The sequence below is a fragment of the Exiguobacterium sp. s57 genome (assembly GCF_018617685.1).
In the GTDB taxonomy this organism is placed as follows: domain Bacteria; phylum Bacillota; class Bacilli; order Exiguobacteriales; family Exiguobacteriaceae; genus Exiguobacterium; species Exiguobacterium marinum.
In genome coordinates this window covers 796,289-820,206 of sequence record NZ_JACSKR010000001.1, presented here as the reverse complement: position 1 = coordinate 820,206, position 23,918 = coordinate 796,289, and the positions used below count along the sequence as shown (strand labels likewise).

Genomic DNA, 23,918 nt, shown 5'->3' with positions numbered 1-23,918 from the left:
TGAAGGAGTGGAACAAATGGAACTATTAAAAGATTTAGAGTTTAGAGGGCTTGTCAACCAAATGACAGACGAAGAAGGATTGAAGGAACAACTCAAGGGTCCGACGACGTTGTACACGGGATTTGACCCGACAGCGGATTCGCTTCATATCGGACACTTACTGCCGATTTTGACGTTAAAACGTTTCCAACAGGCAGGTCATCAGGTCATCGCGCTTGTCGGTGGGGCGACAGGTATGATTGGAGATCCGTCCGGGCGTTCAGACGAGCGTTCTCTTAACACATTGGATACGGTCAAACTCTTTTCGGATCGTATCAAAGACCAGTTAAGTCGATTCCTCCCGCTTGAAGGAGAGAATCCGATCACAATCCGTAACAACTACGAATGGACAGAAGAGATGTCGATTATCGACTTCCTTCGCGATATCGGTAAACATTTCCCGATCAGTTACATGTTAGCGAAAGATTCGGTGGACTCGCGCATGGAGAACGGGATCTCTTACACTGAATTTTCATACATGTTGCTGCAATCATACGATTTCTTGAAATTATATGAGACTGAAAAATGTCGTCTTCAAGTCGGAGGCAGTGACCAGTGGGGAAACATCACAGCAGGTCTTGAATTGATCCGTCGCTTCGGCCATTCGGAAAAAGCGTTCGGACTCACGGTGCCGCTCGTCACGAAGTCGGATGGTCAGAAATTTGGGAAGACGGCCGGCGGTGCAGTTTGGTTGGATGCTGACAAGACTTCACCGTACGAGTTCTACCAGTTTTGGATTAACGTCGACGATGCCGATGTCATCAAGTTCATCAAATACTTCACGTTCATGTCTCATGAAGAAATCGAAGCACTTGCAGCTGAAGTGACGGAAGCACCTGAGAAACGTGTGGCACAGCGACGTCTCGCAGAAGAGATGACGAAGCTCGTCCACAGTGAAGCAGGGCTTGAGCAAGCTGAACGCATCACGAGAGCATTCTTCAGTGGTGATTTGACATCACTTCAACCGGAAGACATGGAGGACGCATTCAAAGGAATGCCGCAATTTGAACTTGACGGGGAACGTAACCTTGTCGACCTCCTCGTCGAAGCGAAGATTTCACCATCGAAACGTCAGGCACGAGAAGACGTGACGAACGGGGCGATTTACTTGAACGGCGAGCGTGAACAGGCACTTGATAAAGTCATCACGCGTGCTGACACACTCGGCGAATTTACAATCATTCGTCGTGGTAAGAAAAAATACTTTGTGATTCGTCACGTATAATCATCATGTCCGTCCGTTCCTTTTTTGTTGAGGAATGGACTTTTTTAACCCTTTTTCAGCTATGGTGATTTGATAAAATGATGAGGTAGGAGGGATGATAATGGAAATAGAAGAGTTTTTCGGTGATCAGTTCCATCAATGGCGCGAACATTTTCGATACTATGAGATGGCCATCACAGAACTTGAGAGCGATCTCGGGATCATCGACTTGGATTGGCAGACGCGACTCGGGTATTCACCGATTGAACATGTGAAGACGAGGATGAAGACGTTGCCGTCCATCGTACGCAAGATGAGGCGCAAAGAATTGCCGTTAGAAATCGAGGCGCTTTGGGAACATGTGCATGATGTAGCGGGAATACGGATTGTTACGAGCTTCCGAGATGATATATATGCGATTTTACGTCATTTAGAGGCGCGGGATGATTTGGAGATTATCGAAGTCAAAGATTATATCGAGCATCCGAAGCCAAGCGGGTATCGCAGCTTACATCTCATTGTGAAGACAAAAGTCTATTTGGCCGAACGAATTATCTGGGTGCCGGCCGAGATTCAGATTCGGACGCTCGCCATGGATTTTTGGGCAGCGACGGAACATAAGCTTCAATACAAATATCAGCATGCGATACCGGAATCGTCCAAAGAAGAGCTTATTGAGGCTTCTTTTATGGCCGATGCCCTCGACACACAGATGGGACGTATTCGACAAGAAATCTTAAAGAAATAAAAAAATCCCCTTCGCGAAGAAGGGGATTAAAAGCATTAACGTGAGTAGTACTCAACGATGAGTTGCTCTTTGATTTGGTCGTTAAGTTCAGCGCGTTCTGGGAGACGTACGAATGTACCTTCGAGTTTCTCAGCGTCAAACGATACGAAGTCTTTTGTAGCTGGTGCTACTTCAAGAGCTTCAGCGATTGCTTTAACGTTTTTCGATTTTTCGCGAACTGCAATAACTTGACCAGGTTTTACGCGGTAAGACGCGATGTCTACGCGTGATCCGTCAACTGTGATATGACCGTGGTTGACGAGTTGGCGTGCTCCACGACGTGTGCGAGCGAGACCGAAACGGTAAACGAGGTTGTCAAGGCGTGATTCGAGCAAGAACATGAAGTTCTCACCGTGGATGCCTGGCATTTTACCAGCATCGTTGAAGATGCGGTTGAATTGCTTCTCGTTCACTCCGTACATGTGACGAAGTGCTTGCTTCGCTTGAAGTTGAAGACCGTATTCTGAGATTTTCTTACGACCATTTCCGTGTTGACCTGGTGCGTAAGGACGTTTTACTAATTCTTTACCCGTTTCGCTAAGCGAGATGCCTAAGCGACGCGAGAGTTTCCAAGCTGGACCTGTGTAACGAGCCATGTTTGGACTCCTCCTTGTTGTTCATGTATTTTGCACAAAAGAACAACGGTGTCAAAGACGAGTAACGCCCCTTTCAAGGTGCAAGCACCTTCACTTGATAGCGAAGCTACGAGATGCCCCTCCGACTAAGTCGAGGCCCGAAAGGTGGATACGTTTGTCAGTGACTGCTATCGTCATTTCATGCACAAAGATGAGTATACGATGAAACGTGATGCTTGTCAATCAAATATAGTGAAGTAATGTCTCACAAAAATGTTCGAGTCCTTGACGATCGATTTCGGAGAATCGATTAAATTCAGGGCTGTCGATATCGAGGACGCCGATTGTTTTACCGTCGCGCACGAGAGGGACAACGATTTCCGAGTTTGAAGCTGCATCACAAGCGATATGTCCTGGGAATTGATGGACATCGGCCACAAGCTGAGTTTTTTGTGTAGACGCTGCCGTTCCACAAACGCCTTTTCCAAATGCGATGTGCACACAGGCCGGTAGCCCTTGGAAAGGTCCTAAGATGAGACTATCCTCAGAATTTGTCACATAAAATCCAACCCAGTTGATGCGATCTAAAAATTGATTCAGTAAAGCACTCGCATTAGCTAGGTTAGCCACTTCATTTGTCTCACCTTCTAATAGTGCAGCGAGTTGCTTATTTAATAGTTCATAACCTGCAGCTAAATCACCTGAATACGATGTCGTTTGGAACATAGCAAATCCCCTCCGTCTTTCATGTTTTTAGAATTTAGCATTATGGTACACGCAAATTAGTGATTTGTCTTGCGGAAAAGTTCTGAAAAAATGAACAATCTCCATTGAAACCATTGGAAAACCTATGCAAATCATTGGTTCTATAATATGATTAAGTATATCTATTCTTATAAAATACTTCTTTTTAATATAAGGTACATAAGTCCACGAAAGCGGCTTGGAGGTTGTGACAAAGATGGATTACGGAATTTATGGATTGATCATTGGAATCATCGTCGTCGTATTAGGCGGTATGTTGGGCAGTATGCTCATTCGAAGGAACTTTTATCAAAAAATTGATGACTTGGATATGAGGAAACAAAGTGTGCTCAGTGCGAGCGTACCTGTTGAACTCCAAAAGTTCAAACAATGGCCGATGGAAGGGGAAACAAAGGAAAAGTTTGATCGTTGGCATCAGTCTTGGGATGAGCTGGTCAGTGTGCATACAGGTCAAATTGATGAAGCGTTATATGGAGCTGAAGAAGATCTTGATAAATATCGCTTTATGAAAGTGAAGACCGACTTAAATGCAACAGAGCAACTCATCGAAGAACTCGAGGCGATGGTACACGCCATGCTCGATGAGATGGATGAGTTTACAACACACCACACTTCGCTAATGGATATTGTGAAGCAAGATGAGAAAGAACTGTATCAGTTCCGCAAAACATTGAACTCTCAAAACCATGCATTCGGACCGACCTATGCTCTTGTCGAACAAGAGATTGCAACCGCTGAGGCGAAGCGAAGTGAGATGATCAACTTAAAGCAAGTCGGTCAAGTATCTGAAGCATTTGAAACCGGACAAGCACTTTCGGACAAAGTCGGACATATCCGTGAGTTGATTCGAATCATTCCTCAATTTGTACGAACGGTTCAAGTTGAGTTAAAACAACAACTTCAACAGTTGCGGGCTGGACATAAAGAAATGCAAATGGACGGATATGCGCTCGAACCGCTCGGGCTGATGGATGAAATCGACCAAGCGGAAGAACGTCGTGAGGAACTGATGACTCGAATCGAGCGATTGGAATTCGATCATTTCGAAGAGGACATGCAACAATTGAGTTCGGATATCGACCAACTATTTGAAGCATTCCGAACGGAAGTCGATGCTCGTCAATACGTGAAAAAAGAATTTGCAGCGATTCAGGAACGAGAACGTCAATCCACTGAAATCATGAACAACCTACAAACTGAAATGTCTCGACTCGTCAGTAATTATGAAATCAATGCCCGCGTCGGTGAAGAGTTTGAACAACTAGAACGTGAACTGACGGAGCTTACGGCCAACGTTCTTGACATCGAACAAGCTCTTGTCGCTCAAATGTTGCCGTTTAGCATGATTAAATCTAAAGTGCAGGAAGCGAAACGATCACTCGACCAATTCAATGCGATGCACGAACGGTTCATTGAAGACACGAATTCATTAAGAAAAGAAGAACTTGAAGTACGACACAAGTTAGAGACGTGGAAGAAAGAATTGTCTGGCCACCGACGACTCTTGGCAAAAAGTGCGATGCCGGTTGTACCAAGCGACTTGTCGAACGACTTACGTCAACTTCAAAAAGGTGTCCAGTCGTTAGATGAACAGTTCGATAAGGCGCCGTTCAATATGACATACATCGTAGGGCTCAGTCATGACGTGGAAGAAATGATGGACCATTTCCGTGACCGTGTACATGCCCTCATTCGCCAAGTGACGTATGCCGAACAGTTATTACAGTATGCGAACCGTTTCCGTCGTCGTGACAACGAAGTGCACATTGCTCTGACGCTTGCAGAAAATAAATTTTTGCATGGTGAGTACGGTACTGCCGTTGAAATCGGTGAGCGGGTGCTTGGGCGATTTGAAGAAAACGGGGCGCATGAAATTCGTCAACGTGTGGATAAAGGGTTAGAGCAACAAGAGTTACTAAAAAAATAATCGATGCATAAAGATTGACGGAAACGGGAAAAACGTAGACGTCAATCTTTTTTCAATCAAGGAGGAATCGTCAGATGGGTACGTTATGGGTCAATGGGAACATCTATACGTTAAATAAACCAGGTGAGATGATGCGAGCCATGTTTGTAGAGCATGGTCGGGTCTTGAAAATGGGAGAAGAAGGGCATCTCCGTCGTACATACGCCGGTCGGATTGAAGAGATTGTGAACTTGGAAGGGAAAAGTGTATATCCAGCCTTCACTGACTCACATATCCATCTCGTCGGCTACGGAGAAGCATTGGATCGTGTCGATGCAAGCGAAGCGACCAACCTTCGAGAATTACTTGAGACGATGAAACAACAAGGGTCTGGGGACGAATGGATTGTAGCCGAAGGGTTTGATGATCGTTTGCTTGGCGAAATGCCGACGCGAGACATGATTGATGAAGTCATCTCGGATCGTCCTGTCGTCTTGAAGCGTGTCTGTCGTCATGTGGCGGTTGTGAACTCGAAAGGACTTGAACGCCTCGGTTTGATTCATCATACGGTCATCGAAGGTGGGAAACTCGGCCGAGACGAGGAAGGAAAGTTGAACGGCGTCTTATATGATGCTGCCTTAGACCTTCTTTATAAAGAACTGAGTGGGAATCGAAAGAAAAATGCTACCTCGCTCCGTCGCGCAATCGATTCATTATTCTCGCATGGCATCGTGGGTGCTCACACCGAAGACTTATTTTATCATGGAGACCCACTTGAGACGATTCAAGCGTACGAGGATGTTTTAGAAGACCTCCCGTTTCAGGCGCATCTTCTCGTTCATGAGCAGGCGGTGGACCGTATTATTCAACAGGATGCGATGACAAAGCGAAAACGGTTTGATTTTGGGGCGATGAAGTTGTTTGTGGACGGTTCGTTCGGTGGACGCACCGCTCTTTTATCCGTTCCTTATGCGGATGATCAAAGTCAGCGCGGAATCGAAGTGCATCGACCGGACCATCTCGAAGCGCTCGTGAAAAAAGCGCGGACATATGGAATGAATGTGGCGGCACATGTGATCGGGGATGCGGCGGTCGAACAGTTTGTCGGTTTACTCGAAAAATATCCTGCTAAAAAAGGAACGAGAGATCGAATTATTCACGCTTCGCTATTAAATGATTCACTCATCAACCGCATCAAATCGCTACCCGTGTTGATTGACGCACAACCTGTATTTTTATCGGATGATTTAGATATGTTATTCGAACGGTTAGGGAATGAACGCGTTCATGATGTGTATCGGTTCAAATCATTACTAGATACGGGGGCCCTCTTATTAGGAGGAAGTGATGCTCCGATTTCATCCGTCGATGTTCGAAAGGGGTTGTTCGGTGCAGTGACGAGACAGTCGTTCAAAGGGTCGAGCACGCTAAATCCAAACGAACGCCTATCGATGTATGAAGCACTCCGTAGCTTCACTTATTCACCTCATGTTGCAACCGGTACACATGGTAGGAATGGGCTGTTGATTCAAAGTTACAATGCCAATTTCACAGTATGGGATGAGGATTTCTTTAAATTAAGCGGAGAAGACATTCTTCATAATCGTCTCGTCATGACGGTCGTCGAAGGAAAGCCGGTATACGAGGCAGAAGTCATCACATCGTAAACTATTAAAGAGGAGTCGATTCATCCAGGTCGGATGAATCGACTCCTCTTGTTTATTAGAAGAATGAACGTTGTACTTTGTGCCAGAACGAGTTGGTCCGGAGTTTGACGGTCTTGATGACTTGGTCTGAAAGCTCGATATCAATTCGGTCTGTATATTTTAAACTAAGTGCCTCGTTATCCATACCGATGATCGGATAGTCATTTCCGTCTTCGACGATACGAAGCGATAGCTTACGTGAGTCGTGGACGATGAAAGAAGAGCCAAGCGTACGGTATCGATTATTGTTGACCGATGCGATTTCACTCACTTGCATGCAAGGGATGAGTGGATCGACGACCGCACCGCTCAATGATTTGTTATAGGCAGTCGAACCGGTCGGAGTCGAGACCACCATTCCGTCCCCACGGAATGTTTCGAAATGTAAGTCGTCGATATATACCTCGATGGCGAGTGATTTGATGATACTAGATTTAATCGAAGCTTCATTTAAACAGAGAAGCGGTGTCGATTCGTTGATTGATGAAGAGAGAAGCGGATACTTCCGTACTTCGATGCCTTCTTCGATCCGTGTCGAGTTGTCTGAGAAGAGTCGGTCAACTTCATCGAGTTTATGTATATCAAAATCACAATAAAACTCGTTCAATCCGCGTCCGAATCCGACATAAATGGCATCTTGACGGAAACCGGTGTAACGAACAGCCTGCAAGAATGCGCCGTCCCCGCCGACTGCTGCGATAATGTTCGCGTCCTCAGGTTGATTCACGATGTTAAATCCGTGTTTTTCCCCAATTTCTTTTAACTTTTTCACTTCTTTAGTGAATTCGTTGACGTTACGATGGTACAAATAGACGTTGTTTCTCATCTGAGTCATCCCCTTTGTCAATGGTGTCTCCTTTATTATAACGTGTTTCTTCTGACCAATATAGGGAAAACTGAAACAGAGCCAAAAGCAGGAAGTTTGTCAAAGGCTCGAATTCATCGATATGATGAACAAGTAACTACAACAAAGGGGATGAGTTTATGCCAACATTTAAAGGGAACAACGTGACATTACAAGGGAATCCAGTGAAAGTGGGAGACGAAGCTCCTGATTTCCGTGTTTTAACGACCGCTTTAGAAGAAGTGACATTAGCAAGTTACCCGGGTAAAAAACTGATCAGCGTCATTCCTTCGATTGATACAGGCGTATGTGACGCACAAACGCGTGAATTCAATGAGAAAGCTTCTTCACTTGGCGGAACGGTCTTGACCGTGTCGAACGACTTACCATTCGCACAGCGCCGTTGGTGTTCAGCATCTGGTCTAGATAACGTGGTCACACTCTCCGACCACCGCGATCTTTCATTCGCGAAAGCGTACGGAGTCTTAATTGAAGAAATGCGTCTTCTCGCACGTTCTGTGTTCGTCGTCGATTCAAATGGAACTGTGAAGTATGTTCAATATATGGATGAAATGACAGATGAAGTCGATTTTGAAGCGGCATTACAAGCGTTCGAACAAGCGAATTGATTCGTTTGGCGAAATTGATTAAAATAGCTTACACTAGTATGTGAACCGACCGGTCCTCTTATGGGGGCCGGTTTTGTATGGAAAGGATGAACGAAAAATGGAACGTTTTGAACAACTGTATCGTGATTGGAAAACAGAAGCGAAAAAGCTCGTCAACGACTTAGATGTATTACCGATTGAGGCGCTTGTACAAGTGTTTGACCACGTCGAAATTGAAAAAGAAAAAATGGATGATGTGCGCAAAGCCATCAGCTTGCTCGTGCTTGAAGAAACGACACAACTTCCGCTGAACAATCAACCGACACCAGATGCGGTCAGTTTGTTCATAGGCTACTTGGCAACAAAGCTACTTAAGGACGAGGCGACAATCCTTGATCTTGGTAGCGGAACGGGTACACTATCGCATGCCGTCCTTTCCCAGTTGAAAGATGCGACAGCGCAAGCAGTCGAAGTCGATGAATTGTTACTCCGCCTTTCCTATTCTATAAGTAACTTATTAGGGGAGCCGGTATCGTACTTCCATCAAGACGCCCTCGCTCCTCTATTTGTCGAGCCGAGCGATCTTTCGATTGCCGACTTACCGATCGGGTATTATCCGAACGATGAAGTCGCCGCCGAATATGATATGGAGCGAGAAGAAGGTCATTCGTACTCTCATTTTCTTATGATGGAACAAGCGATTCGTCATACGAAACCGGGTGGTCATGGATTGTTTGTCATTCCGAACAATTTGTTTGAACAGGATGATGAAGGGAAATTAAAACAATGGATGGACCGCGAGGCCGTCGTCAAAGGGGTCATCCAGCTCCCGACGACGATGTTTAAAGATGAACGTTATGCGAAAAGTTTGTTGCTCCTTCAAAAAGTAGGGGAAGGCGTCACGCGTCCGAAACAAGCACTATTTGTTGAACTTCCATCGTTCACAGATGTAAGAGCAGTTGCCAATGTGGTGAAACAGATTGACGAATGGTTCAAAACAACACAAAAATAATGGACAAAATACTTGAAAAAGGTATGCAAAATCAAGTATCTTCATTATGATACAGTTATCAGTTTTAAATTGAACAGATAAATAAAAGCGTTTAAAACGAAAGTTAAGAGGTGTATGACATGACGAAAATTATGGCAGTCAATGCTGGTAGTTCATCGCTCAAGTTCCAGTTACTCGAGATGCCTTCTGAAGAGTTGCTCGCAGTCGGACTTGTTGAGCGTGTAGGGAAAGAAGATGCAATTTTTACAATCAAGTATGGTGAAGGACAGAAGTTCAACGTGGTCACGCCACTTCACACACATAAAGACGCGGTTGAATTGGCGTTGGAGAAATTAATCGAACTCGATATCATCCAATCGTTCGACGAGATTTCTGGCGTAGGTCACCGTGTGTTACACGGAAAAGAGTTGTATGCTGATTCGGTCGTCATCGACGAAGAAGTGATGAAGAATATCGAGTCTTTCACAGAGCTCGGACCACTTCACATCCCGCCGAACTTGACTGGGATTCGTGCTTTCCAAACAATCTTGCCAAATGTTTCACAAGTTGCAGTGTTCGATACGGCATTCCACCAGTCGATGCCAGAAGAGAACTTCTTGTACAGTCTTCCGTATGAATACTACACAGAACACGGTGTTCGAAAGTATGGTTTCCACGGTACTAGCCACAAGTATGTCACACAACGTGCGGCAGAACTTCTCGGCCGTCCGCTCGAAGATTTACGTTTAATCTCATGTCACTTAGGTAGCGGTGCATCAATCGCAGCCGTCGCAGGTGGTCGCTCAATCGATACAACAATGGGCTTCACACCACTAGAAGGAATTACAATGGGAACTCGTTCAGGTTCATTGGACCCTGCGCTCATTCCCTTCTTGATGCAAAAAACAGGGAAGTCTGCTGAAGATGTGTTGAATGTCATGAATAAAGAGTCCGGTGTTTATGGTCTTTCTGGTATTTCAAGTGACTTGCGTGACATCGAGCAAGCTGCTGCAGAAGGTAACCATCGTGCAGAAGTTTCATTGAAAATCTTCTCGAACCGCATTCATGGTTATATCGGACAATATGCCGCTGAAATGAATGGTGTCGACGCCATTATCTTCACAGCAGGTGTCGGTGAGAACTCTGACGTCATCCGTGAGCGTATCCTCCGTGGTCTTGAATTTATGGGAGTGTACTGGGATCCTTCACTTAACAGCGGTGCACGTGGTAAAGAATTGTTCATCAACTATCCACACTCACCAGTTAAGGTCATCATCATCCCGACAAACGAAGAATTGGTTATCGCACGGGACACGGTTCGCATCGCGAACCTCGTCGAAGAACACGCATAAAATAAATCTGCCCCACGTTACTTCAAGTAATGTGGGGATTTTTTTTAGGTCTTTTTTTCTAATTAAACGAAGCGTGAATAGGAAAAAAGATTTTTTGTATGTAACATAAGGCGTATTATTTTGATTGTTTTGTAATGTTTGAGTCATGAAAGAACCATTTATTGGATGTTAATTATATAAAAATCTCTCTTTCGTTACAGACGGTCGATTCAACGTAACAAATCGTTCGTTTTGACATCAATTTGTAATGTTCGTGTCACTCAAATGAACAGGAAGTGTAACGGCACTAACGGATATTTCATCATATAGTTATTTGGACGAAATATTCATTAGAACATAAAGTTCATCTGTCATATAAGTGATGATATCGAATCTTAAACAAATTGACGAAGAGAGGACGAAAAACGTATGTTGAAAAAAATCATGACGCTATTACTTCTCGCCATCGCCGTGTTTGCATTTGCCTTACCAACTTCACCAGTGGAAGCAGCTACAAAAAAAGTATATGTTGCAACGAAATCAGGATCGAAATTGGTATATGCAGAGGGGAAATCGAATGCACGAGTGATTGGGAAGATTAAGGCGAGTGATCGTCTTCAACGAACGGGCTCTCGAGGTGCTTGGATTCGCGTGAACTATAATGGGAAGGCCGGATGGATCTCGACAAAAAACTTACGTACGGTGAGTGCTCCAAAACCAATCAAACCAGCAAGCGTTAAAACATATACGATGAAAGCATCGGCATATACTCCGTATTGCAGGGGATGTTCTGGTAAAACGGCACTCGGTTGGAATGTCCGCACTCAAAAGCGTAACGTTATCGCAGTGGACCCTCGTGTCATTCCACTCGGTACTAAAGTTCAAGTATACGTGGGAAGTAAGTTGTTAGGCACATATACAGCGGCTGACACAGGCGGCGCGATTAAAGGGAATAAAATCGATATCTTAATGTACTCACACAGTGCTGCGATTCAATTTGGTCGCAAAACGGTTACCGTTAAGGTGCTATAATTCCACATCAAAAGGGTCTTGCGATTGCGCAAGACCCTTTTTAAAATAAATGAACAGTTATTGGCGGACGATGAGAACGTCACACTTCGCATAACGGACGATGCTCTCAGATACGCTTCCGATAAAGAATCGTTCGACCGCGTTCAAACCGGTCGCGCCACAAATAATAAGGTCAATATCATGGTTAGGCGCAATCTTTTTAGAGATAGTTACTTTAGGGGAACCATATTCTATTACGGTTTCAACTTCTTTTACACCACGTTCTTTAGCTCGATTCACATAGTCTTCAAGCAATTCTCTGGCATATGTCTCAGCACGTTCAGTGATTGTCCGATCGTATGCTTCGACAGTCGCAAACGTTCGTGTATCAATGACGTGACCGACGTACAGTTTTCCTTCGTTACGAAGCGCGACATCGATTGCTGTCTCAAATGCGCGTTCCGCCTCTTTAGAGCCGTCAACGGCAGATAAAATGTGTTTGTATACAATTGCCATGTGAATCCCAACCTTTCGCTCGAAATATACGTTCGGCTTACATATATAGTATACCACTTCTTTCAGTTTTCACGCTTTTTCGTTATGAAAATGAGTGAATTTTTTCATGATGTCGTTCACGACATGTCCAAGTTTGGAATTCGTGTGTTAGAACGGGTAAAATAAGGCGGAGGAGGTAAGGTGATGAAACATGTGATGATTACATCTGGTGCGAAAGGAATCGGTCGCGTCGTGACAGAACGTCTTATACAAGATGGTTGGTACATCAGCATCTTGCAACGAAACCCAATCGACTGGGAGCACGAACATATACATATGATCGAGGCGGGATTGACGGACCGCGAACAACTGCTCTCGGCCTATGAGGAAGCGGTCGAACGCTTTGGTGAACCGGACGCCTTGATTTTAAATGCAGGTCCATACATCTTTGAGCGCAAGCCGCTCGTTGAGTTGACGGATGAAGAGTGGGACGAAGTGCTCACCGGCAACCTATCTGCCTCATTTTGGTTGATGCGACGTGCGATTCCTTCAATGCGAACGAATCGGTTCGGACGCATCATCTCTTATGGTTTTCCGGAGAGTGGGTCGGCACCTGGTTGGATTCATCGTTCTGCGTTCGCTGCTGCAAAGACGGCGCTCGTCAGCTTGACGAAATCGGTCGCGTTAGAAGAGGCCCCGTTCGGAATTACGGCGAACATGGTCAACCCGGGAAATATCGTCGGGTCTCAAAAAGAGATGCGAATCGAGGAAGCTGAAGTGGATGAAGGAACGCCAGTAGGCCGGCACGGTACGGGAGAAGATATCGCCCGTCTGATTTCCTTCTTGTTACAAGAAGAATCGGATATGATCACTGGTGCCGTCATCGATGTGACAGGCGGGGTCAACGTCGTGCATCAGTATCGGAAGTGAGGGGTAGAAGGATGAAGATTGGGATTGTGACGGATGTTCACGGAAATCTAGAAGCGTTACAGGCGGTGCTTCACGCAATGGATGCACAACGAGTTGACGTCGTTTGGTCACTTGGTGATATGATTGCGATGGGACCGGACTCCAATGCGGTCATGGAGCGATTGCTGGATCGGGGAGCGCATATGATTTCTGGAAATCATGACGAAGCAGTCATCTCGCTTTTGGCTGGACACGGTCACCCAGACAGTTACGCCCATACGCGTCCTCATCATGAGTGGGTCGCGCGTCACCTTGATACGAACTATGTGGATGTATTGGAGTCGCTACCTCGAACGATCACTACCGAGTTAGCTGGACAAACGGCATTCGGTATCCACTATCACATCCCTAATGAGAAGTGGGAAGCCACGATCGTCGAAGAACCATTTCACGATATTCTTGAACCAACACTTGAAAATATGCAACGACTATACGGTGAATACGCTGGAGATGTCATCTTATTCGGACATCACCATCCCGTTCATTTGTTTGAAGATGATACGAAATGCTATGTCAATCCCGGTGCGCTCGGTGTTGCGCGGGATGAACTTGCTCGCTTTGCTATATTGTCAGAGGGAGAGACCGGAATCCGACTTGATTTAAAAGCAGTCCCCTACGATAAACGTACATTTTTAGAAAAGATGGAACGCCATGAGGTTCCTCAACGAGATGTCATGATGCGCTTATTCTATTAAAAGAAGTCATGTAAAAAAGTGCGATCCTTGAATGGACCGCACTTTTTTGTCATTCAATCTCTTGCAGTGTTTTGGGATAGCTCGTCAATGTGATCGGACCGCTCTCGGTCATAACGAGGTCATCTTCGATGCGGACCCCGCCGACTCCTGGTAAATAGATCCCTGGTTCGACTGTGAAAGTCATACCGACTTGGGCGGTCGTGTCATTGTTCGCTGCCATCGATGGGTGTTCATGCACTTCGATTCCGATTCCGTGGCCAATTCGATGGGTGAAGTATTCGCCATACCCGGCGGATGTAATGACTTGACGGGCTGCAATATCGATTGCACCGAGTGTCGTTCCGACATTCGCCATCTCGATTGCTGCTTCTTCAGCTTGTAGAACCGTTTCATAAAGTTCACGTTGTTTCTTACTCGCTTCGCCGAAAACGACTGTACGTGTGATATCGGAGCAATATCCTTGCCAGACGACACCGAGGTCAAACAATGCGAAATCTCCTTTTTTCAAACGGTTATTGCCTGGGACCCCATGAGGGTCAGCGCTATTCTCGCCGAACAATACGAGCGTATCGAATGACATTTCACGAACCCCTTGCTGTTTCATGGCGTACTCGATGTCGGCGATGACTTCGAGCTCAGTCACGCCTTCGCGCAGGGAGCGAATCCCAGCTTCGATTGCCATATCTGCTAGCTCGGCGGCCCGTTTCATAACGCGAACTTCATCTGGTGATTTGATCATACGTAACGCTTGAAGTTCGTTAGTCAAATCAATGATAGACAAGCCGGCAAAACCGGCGCGGAGTTGTTCGACTCGATTGAATGTCAAATGCTCCCCTTCGATACCGATTCGTTCAGGAACGATTTGGTTGTCGAGGAATAACTTGACGATTTTGTCCCATGGATTCTCATGATCCATATACGTCACGATCTCACCTGACCAGTCACTCGCTTCGACGATCCCTTTTTCAAGAGCAGGGCAGATAATGGCAGTTGTCCCGTTCTTTAAGACCAAGACGGCGATTAATCGTTCATGGGCTTCCGCATATACTCCCGAGAAATAAAATACGGACGCTTTCGATGTAATAAATGCCGCATCTAAGCCTTTTGTTGCTAGAGATTGTGCAATTTGATTGGTGCGTTGATTCAAGATGAATCCCTTCCCTTCTACCTCTTACGTTGACTTCTCGTCTATTATAGCTGTTTCGAAAACAGAAAGGAAATGTTCCAATTTTATTGGTACAGTTTGAACATGTTTGACTGATACAGTATAATGAACATAGTAGAAAATGTATTGAGAGAAGGGACTCCGCGTATGACCACAAAACATGAACAGATCATAGCACATATCGAATCACTCGATGTTGGGTCAAAAATATCGGTCCGTCAAATTGCAAAAGAATTGGCTGTGTCTGAAGGTACGGCTTACCGGGCCATCAAAGAAGCTGAGAACCTGGGCTTCGTTTCTACCATTGAACGTGTGGGGACGATTCGAATCAAGCGTAAACAAAAAGAGAATATCGAGAAACTCACATTTGCTGAAGTCGTTAATATCGTGGATGGACAAGTGTTAGGTGGACGGAACGGATTGCACAAGACGCTATCAAAATTTGTTATCGGTGCTATGAAGCTTGAGGCGATGATGCGATATATCGACATCGACTCGCTTGTCATCATCGGGAACCGAGAAAAAGCGCATGAACTTGTCTTACAATCAGGCGGGGCTGTGTTGATCACGGGTGGGTTTGATACGACGGACGAAGTGAAGCGAATGGCAGATAAGTACGACATGCCTGTGATTTCTACATCGTATGACAGTTTTACCGTCGCTACGATGATCAACCGCGCCATTTACGACCGACTGATCAAGAAAGAGATTTTACTTGTTTCGGACATTGTCATCCCACTCCATGACACGTTTTATTTGAAGGCTGATGACACTTTGAAACGTTGGCATGAATTGAACGAACGGACGAAGCATAATCGTTATCCGGTCATCGATGAACAGATGAAAGTGGTCGGTGTGATTACTGCGAAGGATGTGATTGACAAATCACATGATCATGATATCGAGAAGGTCATGACAAAAAGTCCGATTACGGTCGGGGTGCAGACTAGTGTGACCAATGCGGCGCACCAGATGGTTTGGGAAGGGATTGAGATGCTTCCTGTCGTCGATAACTATGGGCGCCTCCTTGGCATCATCAGTCGTCAGGATGTACTGAAGGCGTTGCAGCTGGCGAACCGTCAACCGCAAGTCGGCGAAACGTTCGATAATATGATCACGAATCAACTAAAGGAAGACCCTGCATCGAACGGAACCGCATTTACCGTTGAAGTCGCACCACAAATGACGAGTCATATGGGAACCGCCTCTTCCGGGGTGTTGACGACCTTGTTGGTAGAAGGGGCGACGCGTAGTCTGCGTCATATGAAAAAAGGGGACCTGGTGGTGGAGAACATCACAGTTTATTTCATGAAACCAATTCAGATTGAAAGTCAGATTCGGGTGTCTGCGAACGTCTTCGACCTTGGGCGAAAGTTCGGGAAAGTCGACGTAGAAATGACACAAGGTACACAACTTGTTGCTAAGGCACTCGTCACGGCACAATTGATTGATCGTTAACGAAAAGAGCACCTGCTACATTTTGTAGCGGTGCTCTTTTTATGAAGGTGTATTCGTAGGTTCTTCCGCGGCGTGCGGATAGATTTTTCGGTAACGTATAAATCCGACAATCGCATTACCCAAGCCAACGACCAACATGACGATACTGACAATCCAACCGACAGTCGAATTCAGTCCGAATCCACCAACCATTTGGTTCGCAGCGAATAACGCAAGGAATAAACTTAACCAGATTAAAGCTTGTGTGTTGAACAAAGCTTTACGGTTTGGCGTCTTTGTCAAAAAAGCACGGCGCTTGAAGACAAGGTACGCTCCGAGCGCGAACAAAATGAGTCCAATCATGACAAGTTGCAAGTGAAGGAACCCCTTTCTATCTCATAATCTGTTATCATCATACCATAATAGTGTGTAGGAAAGTGAGGAATCATCATGACGCAATGGCACGAAGCGGATACAATCAAATCCGAAATAGAGAAGGCAAGCACCATTTTCATTCACCGCCACGTCCGACCGGATCCTGATGCATTAGGGAGTCAGCTTGGGTTACAGCGTATTTTAAAATCGGTTCATTCGGAAAAACAAATTTATGCGGTCGGTGGTATGGTTCCTGACCTCGAGTTTTTAGGGAAGATGGAGCACGTCGAGGAAGAGATGTACCGGGACGCGCTCGTCCTCATTTTGGATACGGCAAATCAAGAGCGAATTGATGGACCTTTTGCGTTGAATGGTAAGTCGATCATCAAAATAGACCACCACCCTGATGAAGACCCATATGCGATGACACAAATTGTAGACACATCGGTCAGCTCAACGTCTGAAATGATTGTGGAGCTTGCCAATCTTTGGGGTTATCCAATCGATCAAGAAGCGGCATTTTTACTTTATGCTGGAATCGTTGGCGACACGGGACGCTTCCAGTTCCGAAATGCAACGGCGCGAACGTTTGAAATTGCTTCGTCGCTCATTGCAAAAGACATCGACACAAACAAGTTGTATCGCCAAATGTATAAGACCAACTTAGCGACTCTTCAATTACAAGGTTACGTGCTACAGCATGTCAACGTCACTGATGAAGGTGTCGGTTATGTGAAGATTGACAAGGATGTACTAAGGGCGTTTCACGCTTCCCCAGAAGCGGCGTCTCAACTCGTCAATAGTTTTTCGGGTCTTGAAGGATTGAAATGTTGGGTCATGTTCGTAGAGAACAAAGAAGAGATTCGTGTTCGGATTCGTTCTAAAGGCCCTGTCATCAACGAAGTGGCCAAACGATACCGTGGAGGTGGCCATCCGATGGCGGCTGGAGCTACGGTTGATACGTGGGAAGAGATGGATGACGTCATTGCTGCTCTGAATGAAGTAGCTGACGGATTCACGTTTGAAGAAAATGAAGAGAGCTGACCGCGGTCAGCTCTCTTCATTTGTCTCCATTTTCTTTTGGAATGAACCATGTGCCGCGGTCGGTCACGTCTTCGACGACATCGAGTTGATACTCTGTAATATACTTTCGAAGCCGGTCGATGATTTCCGGACTGTCCGCAAAAACGGTTTGGCCGTTCTGTAATTTCTCTAACTTATCGCGTGCAATCTGTCCCCGATTGATAATCATACGCTTTTACCCCCTTTTGTCGTGAGTTTTGTCTATAATTATTGTATCAGAGAAGTGATGAATTGAGTTTGACAATTCAATTAATATAGAAAGGAGGACAACGATGATTCATCTGAATGTCAGAACTGCTTATAGCTTACTACAAAGTACAATTCGACTAGAACAATACGTCTTGCAGATGACCGAGCGTGGAAGTCGTTCAGTTGCGATTGCAGATGATGCCTTTTATGGTGTCCCGACATTTTTATCCTATTGTAAACGATATGGGGTGAAACCGCTCATTGGACTGAGGACAATCCTCCGTTTAGACGGACTAGATGTTTCGGTGCTTGCATATGCGTCGAACGAAGCAGAGCTTCAGGAACAATATCGAATCATCAAAACGGGAGGAATTGAAGACCGAACGACGATGCCGCTCATTATCCTTCCTGAAAATTGGAAGGCGAATGATCCGGTTCATCGGCGTCGCCTTTATCATCAACTGCTCTCCTATGTAGATGAAGATAAGCTCTGGCTCGGACTCCCAGCACCTCAGACGACTGAGCAAGTGCAAGTGTTGAAGCAACTTCGTCTCATGCGCGAAGAGCTTGCTGTTCAATTGATTCCTGCCCCTGAAACAAGGTATATGCGACCAGAGGATATAGAAGGGTTTCGAGCCGTCTCTGCCATTCGTGAGGGGGATGTGATGTCGAATGAAGACGTGCGACAAAAAGGGTTACATGTCCGTCTTCCGAGCGAGATGAACGACTGGTTCACAACAGAAGAGTTAGCGGAACTCAATCGATTTGAATCACGTATTCAACTCGATCAACTTCCTCATGCGGAAGGGGCGATTCCAGAACTGCCTGATGCTGACCAAAACTTGAAACGACTCGTGGGTGAACGCCTGAAATCGATGGAACTCTTAAAGGAACCTTATATCGAGCGAGCAAAGTTCGAACTGGATGTCATTGCAAAGACCGGATTTTCTTCCTATTTTTTGATTGTCGAAGACATCATTCGATTCGCCCGAGAATCTGGTATTGAAGTGGGACCGGGTCGGGGATCGGCGGCAGGTTCACTCGTTAGTTTTGCCCTCCATATTACAGAAGTCGACCCGGTTCATTACGGATTGTTATTTGAACGATTTTTAAATCCTGAACGCGTGTCGATGCCAGATATTGATTTAGACTTTGAAGATGAGCGTCGAGAAGAAGTCGTATCGTACGTGTTGTCAAAATACGGGGAAACGCATGCGGCACAAATCGGGACGCTCGCGACGTTTGGAGCAAAGGCAGCGATTCGAGACGTCGCCAGAGCGCTCGGCATGACATTAGAAGAAGGACAGGCTGCAAGTAAACAAGTGAAATCGGGTGGGTTAGACGAATTGATGTCGAACCCGAAACAGATGAAATGGTTCGTTGGTAGTCAAAAGCGGCAGCAATTGTTACAAATTGCGAAGCAGTTAGAAGGTTTGCCTCGCCAATCATCGGTTCACGCGGCCGGTATCGTTCTTAGTCGCCAACCGATTGAAGAAGTGACGCCGCTCCAACCTGGAATAGAAGAGTATGTAACACAATATAATATGAAGGATTTGGAAGAGGTCGGGCTGCTGAAAATCGATTTACTCGGGTTGCGGAACTTGAGTCGCTTACGAAAGATGGAAGATTTGATTCGAGAAAGTGATGCCCTGTTCTCACTGAAAACCATTCCGTTACACGATGCCCGGACATATCGTTTGTTAGCTAGAGGAGAGACAAATGGCATCTTCCAGTTCGAGTCGACTGGGATGAAACAAGCGCTTCGGCAAGTGAAGCCAACTGAGTTTGAAGATATCGTTGTGACGATGTCACTCTATCGCCCGGGACCAATGCAGTTCATCGAAACGTATGCCAAACGAAAGCATGGTTTGCCTTACCAACAAATTCATCCAGCCGTAGAAGACGTCATGAAACCTACGTACGGGGTACTCGTTTATCAAGAACAGGTCATGAGACTACTTCGAAAGCTTGGAGGTTATTCATACGCTGAGGCGGATTTGGTCAGACGAGCGATTGCTAAAAAAGATATTGGCACGATTGAGCGAGAACGGGAACGATTTTTAAAACAGGCAGAAAAGAATAACCGGGATGTGTTGACGCAAATCTTTTCTTGGATTGAAAAGTTCGGGGGATATGGATTCAACCGATCCCACGCTGTCGCCTACAGTTTGATCAGCTACCGGTTGGCTTATGTCAAAGCACATTTCCCTCGTGTCTTTCATGTGGTGACATCGGAAAAGACGAGTGAACTCGTCAGATTGTTGCGAAAAGATCAAATTCCGGTGTATCCACCAGACGTCTTACACGGTCACGCCGAGGCGACGCTTGAAGGACCTGGCGTCCGACTCGGGTTAAAAGCAATCCAAGGCTTGACCAAACGTGATGTCGAACGTTTGATTGAGCTGAATGGGCAATTGAAAGATGTCAGAACTCTTCAAGAAGCTATGGAGTGGAAGAATAAAGACCAGTTTAAATTACGTCGTTTACTTGGTGCGGGCGCGCTCGACCGGATGTATCACGGCGACCGGACAAGTGCTTTTGAAGCAGTCGAACGTTTGCGAGAAGAGGCAGGAACGCATTTTTTGCCCGACGAACTGTCATCGCTTGGACTCAAACAGAAGAAAGTAAAAGAACCAAATTGGTCTGAAGAAGAGAGAGAAGCGCTCGGAACATGGGTGGTGCACTCTCCACTGACCGCCATTTCGAATGTTGGGATTGAACCGTCTACAATTGACAACATCATAAACGGGACGAATGGTTACCTTATCGTTTACGTAGATGACGTGCGTACATTTCTAACGAAAAAGCAGGAACGAATGGGAATCATCATGGTTGACGATGGTATGACACAAGAAGAAGTCGTCGTATTTCCACGAACATTTAGTCAATTCGGACGCTCCCTTTATGTCGGTAATATTTTATTACTTGAGGTTCATACGAATGAACGAGATGGACGAAAACAACTGATTGTCGAACGGATACGTCCGTTGCATGGGCAGGCATTGTTTGTAAGGCTTACATTAGATCGATTCCCCGAACTCGAAGATTGGATACAACGTGCTCAGGGAGATGTCCCGGTTGTCTGTCGATTCACGGATTCAAAGGAAGTGAAACAGTTGGCGTCAGCTTACTCAATCAACCCGAATGAGGAGTACGTGACTGAGGCGAAGAAAAAATTCGGCGAAGAAAATGTTGTGTTAAAACGAATCGATACGAAAATGGATGGTCCGAAAACTAGTACCAAGTCCTAAAAAGTGATATAATCGTACTAATTGGTCTGACCACTTGAGTGTGATAAGTGATTCAAAAAGGGAGTTGAACGGTCAGATGCATGAAAAATACGCATCCTCATTTCACGAAAATATTTCAAAAATACGAATGTTAATCGTTCAATCGTCTTTAGTTCCAGGTGATCGGCTTCCGTCCGAACGTGAACTCGCCGAAACACTGTCGATTAGCCGTGCTTCTGTTCGCGAAGCGTTACGAGCATTGAGCTTTTTAGGCATCGTGGAGACGAGACGTGGTGGTGGCACATTTTTATGTGAACAAGACCGACACCGTTACATTGAGATTTTATCAGAGTTCATTGTGACCAAACAGACGAAAGAGTCCGATATTATCGAGATGCTTCGCTTGTTAGAACGAATGGCGTTTTCAGAAGTTGAACCGACAATGGAACGGCTGACTCAATTAGAAGCCTTGATTGATAATGATCGATCGTTTCGTCAGCAAATCATCTTTCAATTAAAGAATGAATTGTTTATTCGAATTTGGAGCGAACTCAATCGATTTTTTGACGGACTAGACGCTGGAGATCTATATACCCTCGAGGAACGAAAACGATTTCTCGAGATGTGGCGTGGAATGGGGATGCCGGAATGAACGAGGGGGAAGCGATGACTGCTTTTTTCAAGAAACCAAAACGATACATGCCATTGCGTCAAAGAGAGCCAAAGATTGACGCACCACAGGGATTAATGACGAAATGTCCATCTTGTAAATATATGCACTATACAAAACAGTTAAATGAAAATCATAAAGTATGTGACTGTGGTTATCATTTTCCGCTTCATGCACAAGAACGGATTGATATGCTTGTCGACAAAGGGTCGTTTGAACGTTTTGCAGGACCTTCTGTCAAAACGAATCCGCTCAATTTTCCTGACTATGAAGAAAAGTTGGATAAAGACCGGGAACGGACCGGAATTGAGGAGGCAGTCATTTGTGGAAGGGCGACAATTGATGGACTACCGCTTGTCATCTGCGTAATGGATGCCAGATTCAGAATGGGGTCAATGGGGGCTTACGTGGGAGAAGCTATCGCTTCCGCTGTCCGTACAGCAACATCTCTCGGTCTACCGGTTGTCTTATTCACGGCGTCAGGCGGAGCTAGGATGCAAGAAGGAATGGTCAGCTTGATGCAAATGGCGAATACATCCATTGCATTAAAAGAACATGATGAGGCCGGGCTTCTATATATCGCGTATTTGACACATCCGACGACAGGCGGCGTCTCAGCAAGTTTCGCGATGCTCGGCGATTTGAACGTCGCAGAACCAGGAGCGCTGATCGGGTTTGCAGGACGCCGAATCATCGAACAGACGATTCGGGAAAAACTCCCGGAGAACTTCCAGACAGCAGAATTTCTACTCGAGTCGGGGCAACTAGATGCGGTTATTCATCGCGAACAGATGCGTTCGTTCTTGCTGAAAATGATTGGATTACACGATGGGGGTGTTCGTCATGTTTGACCCAATCAAAGAAGTGACTGAACAATTAAATAAACTACGTGAAACGGCCGAAACAAAAGGTATCGATCTGTCCCGTGAGATTCGCCATCTCGAGTTAAAGCTCGACCGATTAGAAAAAGATATTTATGGGAATATGAAACCGTGGGACCGCGTTCAACTGGCTCGAAACCCGAAACGACCGACAACGCTCGATTATATTCAGCATCTGTTCCCTGATTTTTTGGAACTCCATGGAGACCGACATGGGTATGACGATGCAGCGATTGTTTCGGGACTTGCGACATTTGAAGGGGTGCCGGTTACGGTCATCGGTCACCAGCGTGGTCGGAATACGAAAGAGAACATGAGGCGGAACTTTGGGATGCCACATCCGGAAGGATACCGAAAAGCATTGCGTTTCATGAAGCAAGCTGAGAAGTTCAATCGCCCGATTTTAACATTTATCGATACGAAAGGGGCTTACCCCGGAAAAGCCGCTGAAGAACGCGGGCAAAGCGAAGCAATTGCTCGAAACTTGTTTGAGATGGCGACGCTGAAAGTGCCGATCGTGTCCGTCGTCATTGGAGAAGGTGGTTCTGGAGGCGCACTTGGAATTGGCGTTTGCGATCGTTTATTGATGCTTGAGAATAGTACGTATTCGGTCATCTCGCCAGAAGGTGCAGCGGCACTTCTATGGAAAGATGCGAAGCAAGCGGAACGTGCGGCAGAAACGATGAAAATTACAGCGCAAGATTTGCTCAACTTAGGGATTGTAGATGAGGTTGTGGGAGAAGTGTATGGGGGTGCACATGTTGATGTGTCATTACAGTCATCTCTCTTAAAGACTGTATTATTACAGCATATGAATGAGTTGCTCGGTCAGTCGACTTCTCAACTGATTCAAGGGCGGGCGACCAAATATCATCAAATTGGCACAATTAGTGAGTGAAAACGGTATCAATGGCTTTGAATATGGCTTTATTCATTCATGAAGTGACTGATTTATAACATAC

General features: G+C 45.6%; 23 protein-coding genes. 16 read left to right on the top strand and 7 right to left on the bottom strand.

Features of this window, described 5'->3' with window-relative positions:
- The first annotated feature begins 16 nt into the window (after positions 1-16).
- Positions 17-1,264, top strand: a complete 1,248-nt coding sequence (gene tyrS, locus KNO98_RS04215) for a tyrosine--tRNA ligase (RefSeq protein WP_026825583.1) — start codon at positions 17-19, stop codon at positions 1,262-1,264.
- A 100-nt stretch (positions 1,265-1,364) separates the two neighbouring features.
- On the top strand, positions 1,365-1,991 hold the full coding sequence (locus KNO98_RS04210; protein ID WP_026825584.1) for a GTP pyrophosphokinase: 627 nt from the start codon (positions 1,365-1,367) through the stop codon (positions 1,989-1,991).
- A gap of 35 nt (positions 1,992-2,026) precedes the next feature.
- Here the strand turns inward: KNO98_RS04210 and rpsD are convergent, their stop codons facing one another.
- Positions 2,027-2,626, bottom strand: a complete 600-nt coding sequence (gene rpsD / locus KNO98_RS04205) for a 30S ribosomal protein S4 (RefSeq protein ID WP_026825585.1) — start codon at positions 2,624-2,626, stop codon at positions 2,027-2,029.
- Between the two features lie 222 nt (positions 2,627-2,848).
- Positions 2,849-3,331: a GAF domain-containing protein gene (locus KNO98_RS04200; protein ID WP_214699205.1), complete on the bottom strand. Its 483-nt coding sequence runs from the start codon at positions 3,329-3,331 to the stop codon at positions 2,849-2,851.
- 235 nt (positions 3,332-3,566) lie between these two features.
- Between KNO98_RS04200 and ezrA the strand changes: the two genes are divergently transcribed.
- Together ezrA and KNO98_RS04190 are read left to right on the top strand one after the other, a co-directional pair.
- Complete coding sequence (gene ezrA, locus KNO98_RS04195; RefSeq protein ID WP_214699203.1) at positions 3,567-5,297, top strand: septation ring formation regulator EzrA; 1,731 nt, start codon at positions 3,567-3,569, stop codon at positions 5,295-5,297.
- Between the two features lie 74 nt (positions 5,298-5,371).
- Positions 5,372-6,943: an amidohydrolase gene (locus tag KNO98_RS04190; protein ID WP_214699197.1), complete on the top strand. Its 1,572-nt coding sequence runs from the start codon at positions 5,372-5,374 to the stop codon at positions 6,941-6,943.
- 55 nt (positions 6,944-6,998) lie between these two features.
- Here the strand turns inward: KNO98_RS04190 and KNO98_RS04185 are convergent, their stop codons facing one another.
- Positions 6,999-7,817, bottom strand: a complete 819-nt coding sequence (locus KNO98_RS04185; RefSeq protein ID WP_026825589.1) for an NAD kinase — start codon at positions 7,815-7,817, stop codon at positions 6,999-7,001.
- A 149-nt stretch (positions 7,818-7,966) separates the two neighbouring features.
- On the opposite strand from KNO98_RS04185, the gene tpx reads away from it, so the two are divergent.
- From tpx to KNO98_RS14800, 4 genes are all read left to right on the top strand, one after another.
- Positions 7,967-8,455 (top strand): thiol peroxidase, encoded by a 489-nt coding sequence (tpx, locus tag KNO98_RS04180; RefSeq protein WP_026825590.1) that lies wholly within the window; start codon positions 7,967-7,969, stop codon positions 8,453-8,455.
- 97 nt (positions 8,456-8,552) lie between these two features.
- Positions 8,553-9,446, top strand: coding sequence for a class I SAM-dependent methyltransferase (locus KNO98_RS04175; protein ID WP_214699195.1), 894 nt, complete (start codon positions 8,553-8,555; stop codon positions 9,444-9,446).
- A gap of 119 nt (positions 9,447-9,565) precedes the next feature.
- Entirely contained in the window at positions 9,566-10,777 is a 1,212-nt protein-coding gene (locus KNO98_RS04170; RefSeq protein WP_214699193.1) for an acetate kinase, read from the top strand.
- Positions 10,778-11,185: 408 nt separating this feature from the next.
- A complete protein-coding gene (locus KNO98_RS14800) occupies positions 11,186-11,788 on the top strand; it encodes a 3D domain-containing protein (RefSeq protein WP_214699187.1) in 603 nt (200 codons plus the stop codon).
- Between the two features lie 57 nt (positions 11,789-11,845).
- Here KNO98_RS14800 and KNO98_RS04160 read toward each other — a convergent pair whose 3' ends face one another.
- Positions 11,846-12,283 carry a universal stress protein gene (locus KNO98_RS04160; protein WP_214699181.1) on the bottom strand — a complete coding sequence of 146 codons (438 nt, stop codon included), beginning with the start codon at positions 12,281-12,283 and terminating at the stop codon, positions 11,846-11,848.
- Positions 12,284-12,466: 183 nt separating this feature from the next.
- Here KNO98_RS04160 and KNO98_RS04155 point away from each other — a divergent pair, with 183 nt between their 5' ends.
- A complete protein-coding gene (locus KNO98_RS04155) occupies positions 12,467-13,192 on the top strand; it encodes an SDR family oxidoreductase (protein WP_214699179.1) in 726 nt (241 codons plus the stop codon).
- Positions 13,193-13,203: 11 nt separating this feature from the next.
- Entirely contained in the window at positions 13,204-13,926 is a 723-nt protein-coding gene (locus KNO98_RS04150; RefSeq protein WP_026825596.1) for a metallophosphoesterase family protein, read from the top strand.
- A 49-nt stretch (positions 13,927-13,975) separates the two neighbouring features.
- On the opposite strand, the gene KNO98_RS04145 is transcribed toward KNO98_RS04150, so the two are convergent.
- Positions 13,976-15,073, bottom strand: coding sequence for a M24 family metallopeptidase (locus KNO98_RS04145; protein WP_214699177.1), 1,098 nt, complete (start codon positions 15,071-15,073; stop codon positions 13,976-13,978).
- 165 nt (positions 15,074-15,238) lie between these two features.
- Between KNO98_RS04145 and KNO98_RS04140 the strand changes: the two genes are divergently transcribed.
- The gene (locus KNO98_RS04140) at positions 15,239-16,549 is read left to right on the top strand and encodes a DRTGG domain-containing protein (protein WP_214699176.1); all 1,311 of its coding nucleotides are present in this window, start codon (positions 15,239-15,241) and stop codon (positions 16,547-16,549) included.
- 39 nt (positions 16,550-16,588) lie between these two features.
- Here KNO98_RS04140 and KNO98_RS04135 read toward each other — a convergent pair whose 3' ends face one another.
- Positions 16,589-16,903: a YtpI family protein gene (locus KNO98_RS04135; RefSeq protein ID WP_034770953.1), complete on the bottom strand. Its 315-nt coding sequence runs from the start codon at positions 16,901-16,903 to the stop codon at positions 16,589-16,591.
- A gap of 75 nt (positions 16,904-16,978) precedes the next feature.
- Between KNO98_RS04135 and KNO98_RS04130 the strand changes: the two genes are divergently transcribed.
- On the top strand, positions 16,979-17,947 hold the full coding sequence (locus KNO98_RS04130) for a DHH family phosphoesterase (RefSeq protein WP_214699169.1): 969 nt from the start codon (positions 16,979-16,981) through the stop codon (positions 17,945-17,947).
- A gap of 16 nt (positions 17,948-17,963) precedes the next feature.
- On the opposite strand, the gene KNO98_RS04125 is transcribed toward KNO98_RS04130, so the two are convergent.
- Entirely contained in the window at positions 17,964-18,155 is a 192-nt protein-coding gene (locus KNO98_RS04125; RefSeq protein ID WP_026825601.1) for a YtzJ family protein, read from the bottom strand.
- A gap of 103 nt (positions 18,156-18,258) precedes the next feature.
- Here KNO98_RS04125 and dnaE point away from each other — a divergent pair, with 103 nt between their 5' ends.
- The 4 genes from dnaE (at position 18,259) to KNO98_RS04105 (ending at position 23,854) form a co-directional block, all read left to right on the top strand.
- Positions 18,259-21,426: a DNA polymerase III subunit alpha gene (gene dnaE / locus KNO98_RS04120; protein WP_214699164.1), complete on the top strand. Its 3,168-nt coding sequence runs from the start codon at positions 18,259-18,261 to the stop codon at positions 21,424-21,426.
- A gap of 76 nt (positions 21,427-21,502) precedes the next feature.
- Positions 21,503-22,057: a FadR/GntR family transcriptional regulator gene (locus KNO98_RS04115; protein ID WP_214699158.1), complete on the top strand. Its 555-nt coding sequence runs from the start codon at positions 21,503-21,505 to the stop codon at positions 22,055-22,057.
- A gap of 14 nt (positions 22,058-22,071) precedes the next feature.
- Entirely contained in the window at positions 22,072-22,926 is an 855-nt protein-coding gene (gene accD / locus KNO98_RS04110; RefSeq protein ID WP_214699943.1) for an acetyl-CoA carboxylase, carboxyltransferase subunit beta, read from the top strand.
- Entirely contained in the window at positions 22,919-23,854 is a 936-nt protein-coding gene (locus KNO98_RS04105; RefSeq protein WP_214699156.1) for an acetyl-CoA carboxylase carboxyltransferase subunit alpha, read from the top strand. Before accD ends, KNO98_RS04105 begins: the two co-directional genes overlap by 8 nt.
- Positions 23,855-23,918: the final 64 nt, after the last annotated feature.

Excerpts from the sequence above, each read along its gene's own strand:
- KNO98_RS04185 (WP_026825589.1), bottom strand. The coding sequence starts at position 7,817 with ATGACTCAGATGAGAAACAACGTCTATTTGTACCATCGTAACGTCAAC.
- KNO98_RS04170 (WP_214699193.1), top strand. The coding sequence starts at position 9,566 with ATGACGAAAATTATGGCAGTCAATGCTGGTAGTTCATCGCTCAAGTTC.
- KNO98_RS04115 (WP_214699158.1), top strand. The coding sequence starts at position 21,503 with ATGCATGAAAAATACGCATCCTCATTTCACGAAAATATTTCAAAAATA.
- tpx (WP_026825590.1), top strand. The coding sequence starts at position 7,967 with ATGCCAACATTTAAAGGGAACAACGTGACATTACAAGGGAATCCAGTG.
- dnaE (WP_214699164.1), top strand. The coding sequence starts at position 18,259 with ATGATTCATCTGAATGTCAGAACTGCTTATAGCTTACTACAAAGTACA.
- rpsD (WP_026825585.1), bottom strand. The coding sequence starts at position 2,626 with ATGGCTCGTTACACAGGTCCAGCTTGGAAACTCTCGCGTCGCTTAGGC.
- ezrA (WP_214699203.1), top strand. The coding sequence starts at position 3,567 with ATGGATTACGGAATTTATGGATTGATCATTGGAATCATCGTCGTCGTA.
- KNO98_RS04105 (WP_214699156.1), top strand. The coding sequence starts at position 22,919 with ATGTTTGACCCAATCAAAGAAGTGACTGAACAATTAAATAAACTACGT.
- KNO98_RS04210 (WP_026825584.1), top strand. The coding sequence starts at position 1,365 with ATGGAAATAGAAGAGTTTTTCGGTGATCAGTTCCATCAATGGCGCGAA.
- KNO98_RS04190 (WP_214699197.1), top strand. The coding sequence starts at position 5,372 with ATGGGTACGTTATGGGTCAATGGGAACATCTATACGTTAAATAAACCA.
- KNO98_RS04140 (WP_214699176.1), top strand. The coding sequence starts at position 15,239 with ATGACCACAAAACATGAACAGATCATAGCACATATCGAATCACTCGAT.
- KNO98_RS04200 (WP_214699205.1), bottom strand. The coding sequence starts at position 3,331 with ATGTTCCAAACGACATCGTATTCAGGTGATTTAGCTGCAGGTTATGAA.
- KNO98_RS04175 (WP_214699195.1), top strand. The coding sequence starts at position 8,553 with ATGGAACGTTTTGAACAACTGTATCGTGATTGGAAAACAGAAGCGAAA.
- KNO98_RS04155 (WP_214699179.1), top strand. The coding sequence starts at position 12,467 with ATGAAACATGTGATGATTACATCTGGTGCGAAAGGAATCGGTCGCGTC.
- tyrS (WP_026825583.1), top strand. The coding sequence starts at position 17 with ATGGAACTATTAAAAGATTTAGAGTTTAGAGGGCTTGTCAACCAAATG.
- KNO98_RS04160 (WP_214699181.1), bottom strand. The coding sequence starts at position 12,283 with ATGGCAATTGTATACAAACACATTTTATCTGCCGTTGACGGCTCTAAA.
- KNO98_RS14800 (WP_214699187.1), top strand. The coding sequence starts at position 11,186 with ATGTTGAAAAAAATCATGACGCTATTACTTCTCGCCATCGCCGTGTTT.
- KNO98_RS04150 (WP_026825596.1), top strand. The coding sequence starts at position 13,204 with ATGAAGATTGGGATTGTGACGGATGTTCACGGAAATCTAGAAGCGTTA.
- accD (WP_214699943.1), top strand. The coding sequence starts at position 22,072 with ATGACTGCTTTTTTCAAGAAACCAAAACGATACATGCCATTGCGTCAA.
- KNO98_RS04125 (WP_026825601.1), bottom strand. The coding sequence starts at position 18,155 with ATGATTATCAATCGGGGACAGATTGCACGCGATAAGTTAGAGAAATTA.
- KNO98_RS04130 (WP_214699169.1), top strand. The coding sequence starts at position 16,979 with ATGACGCAATGGCACGAAGCGGATACAATCAAATCCGAAATAGAGAAG.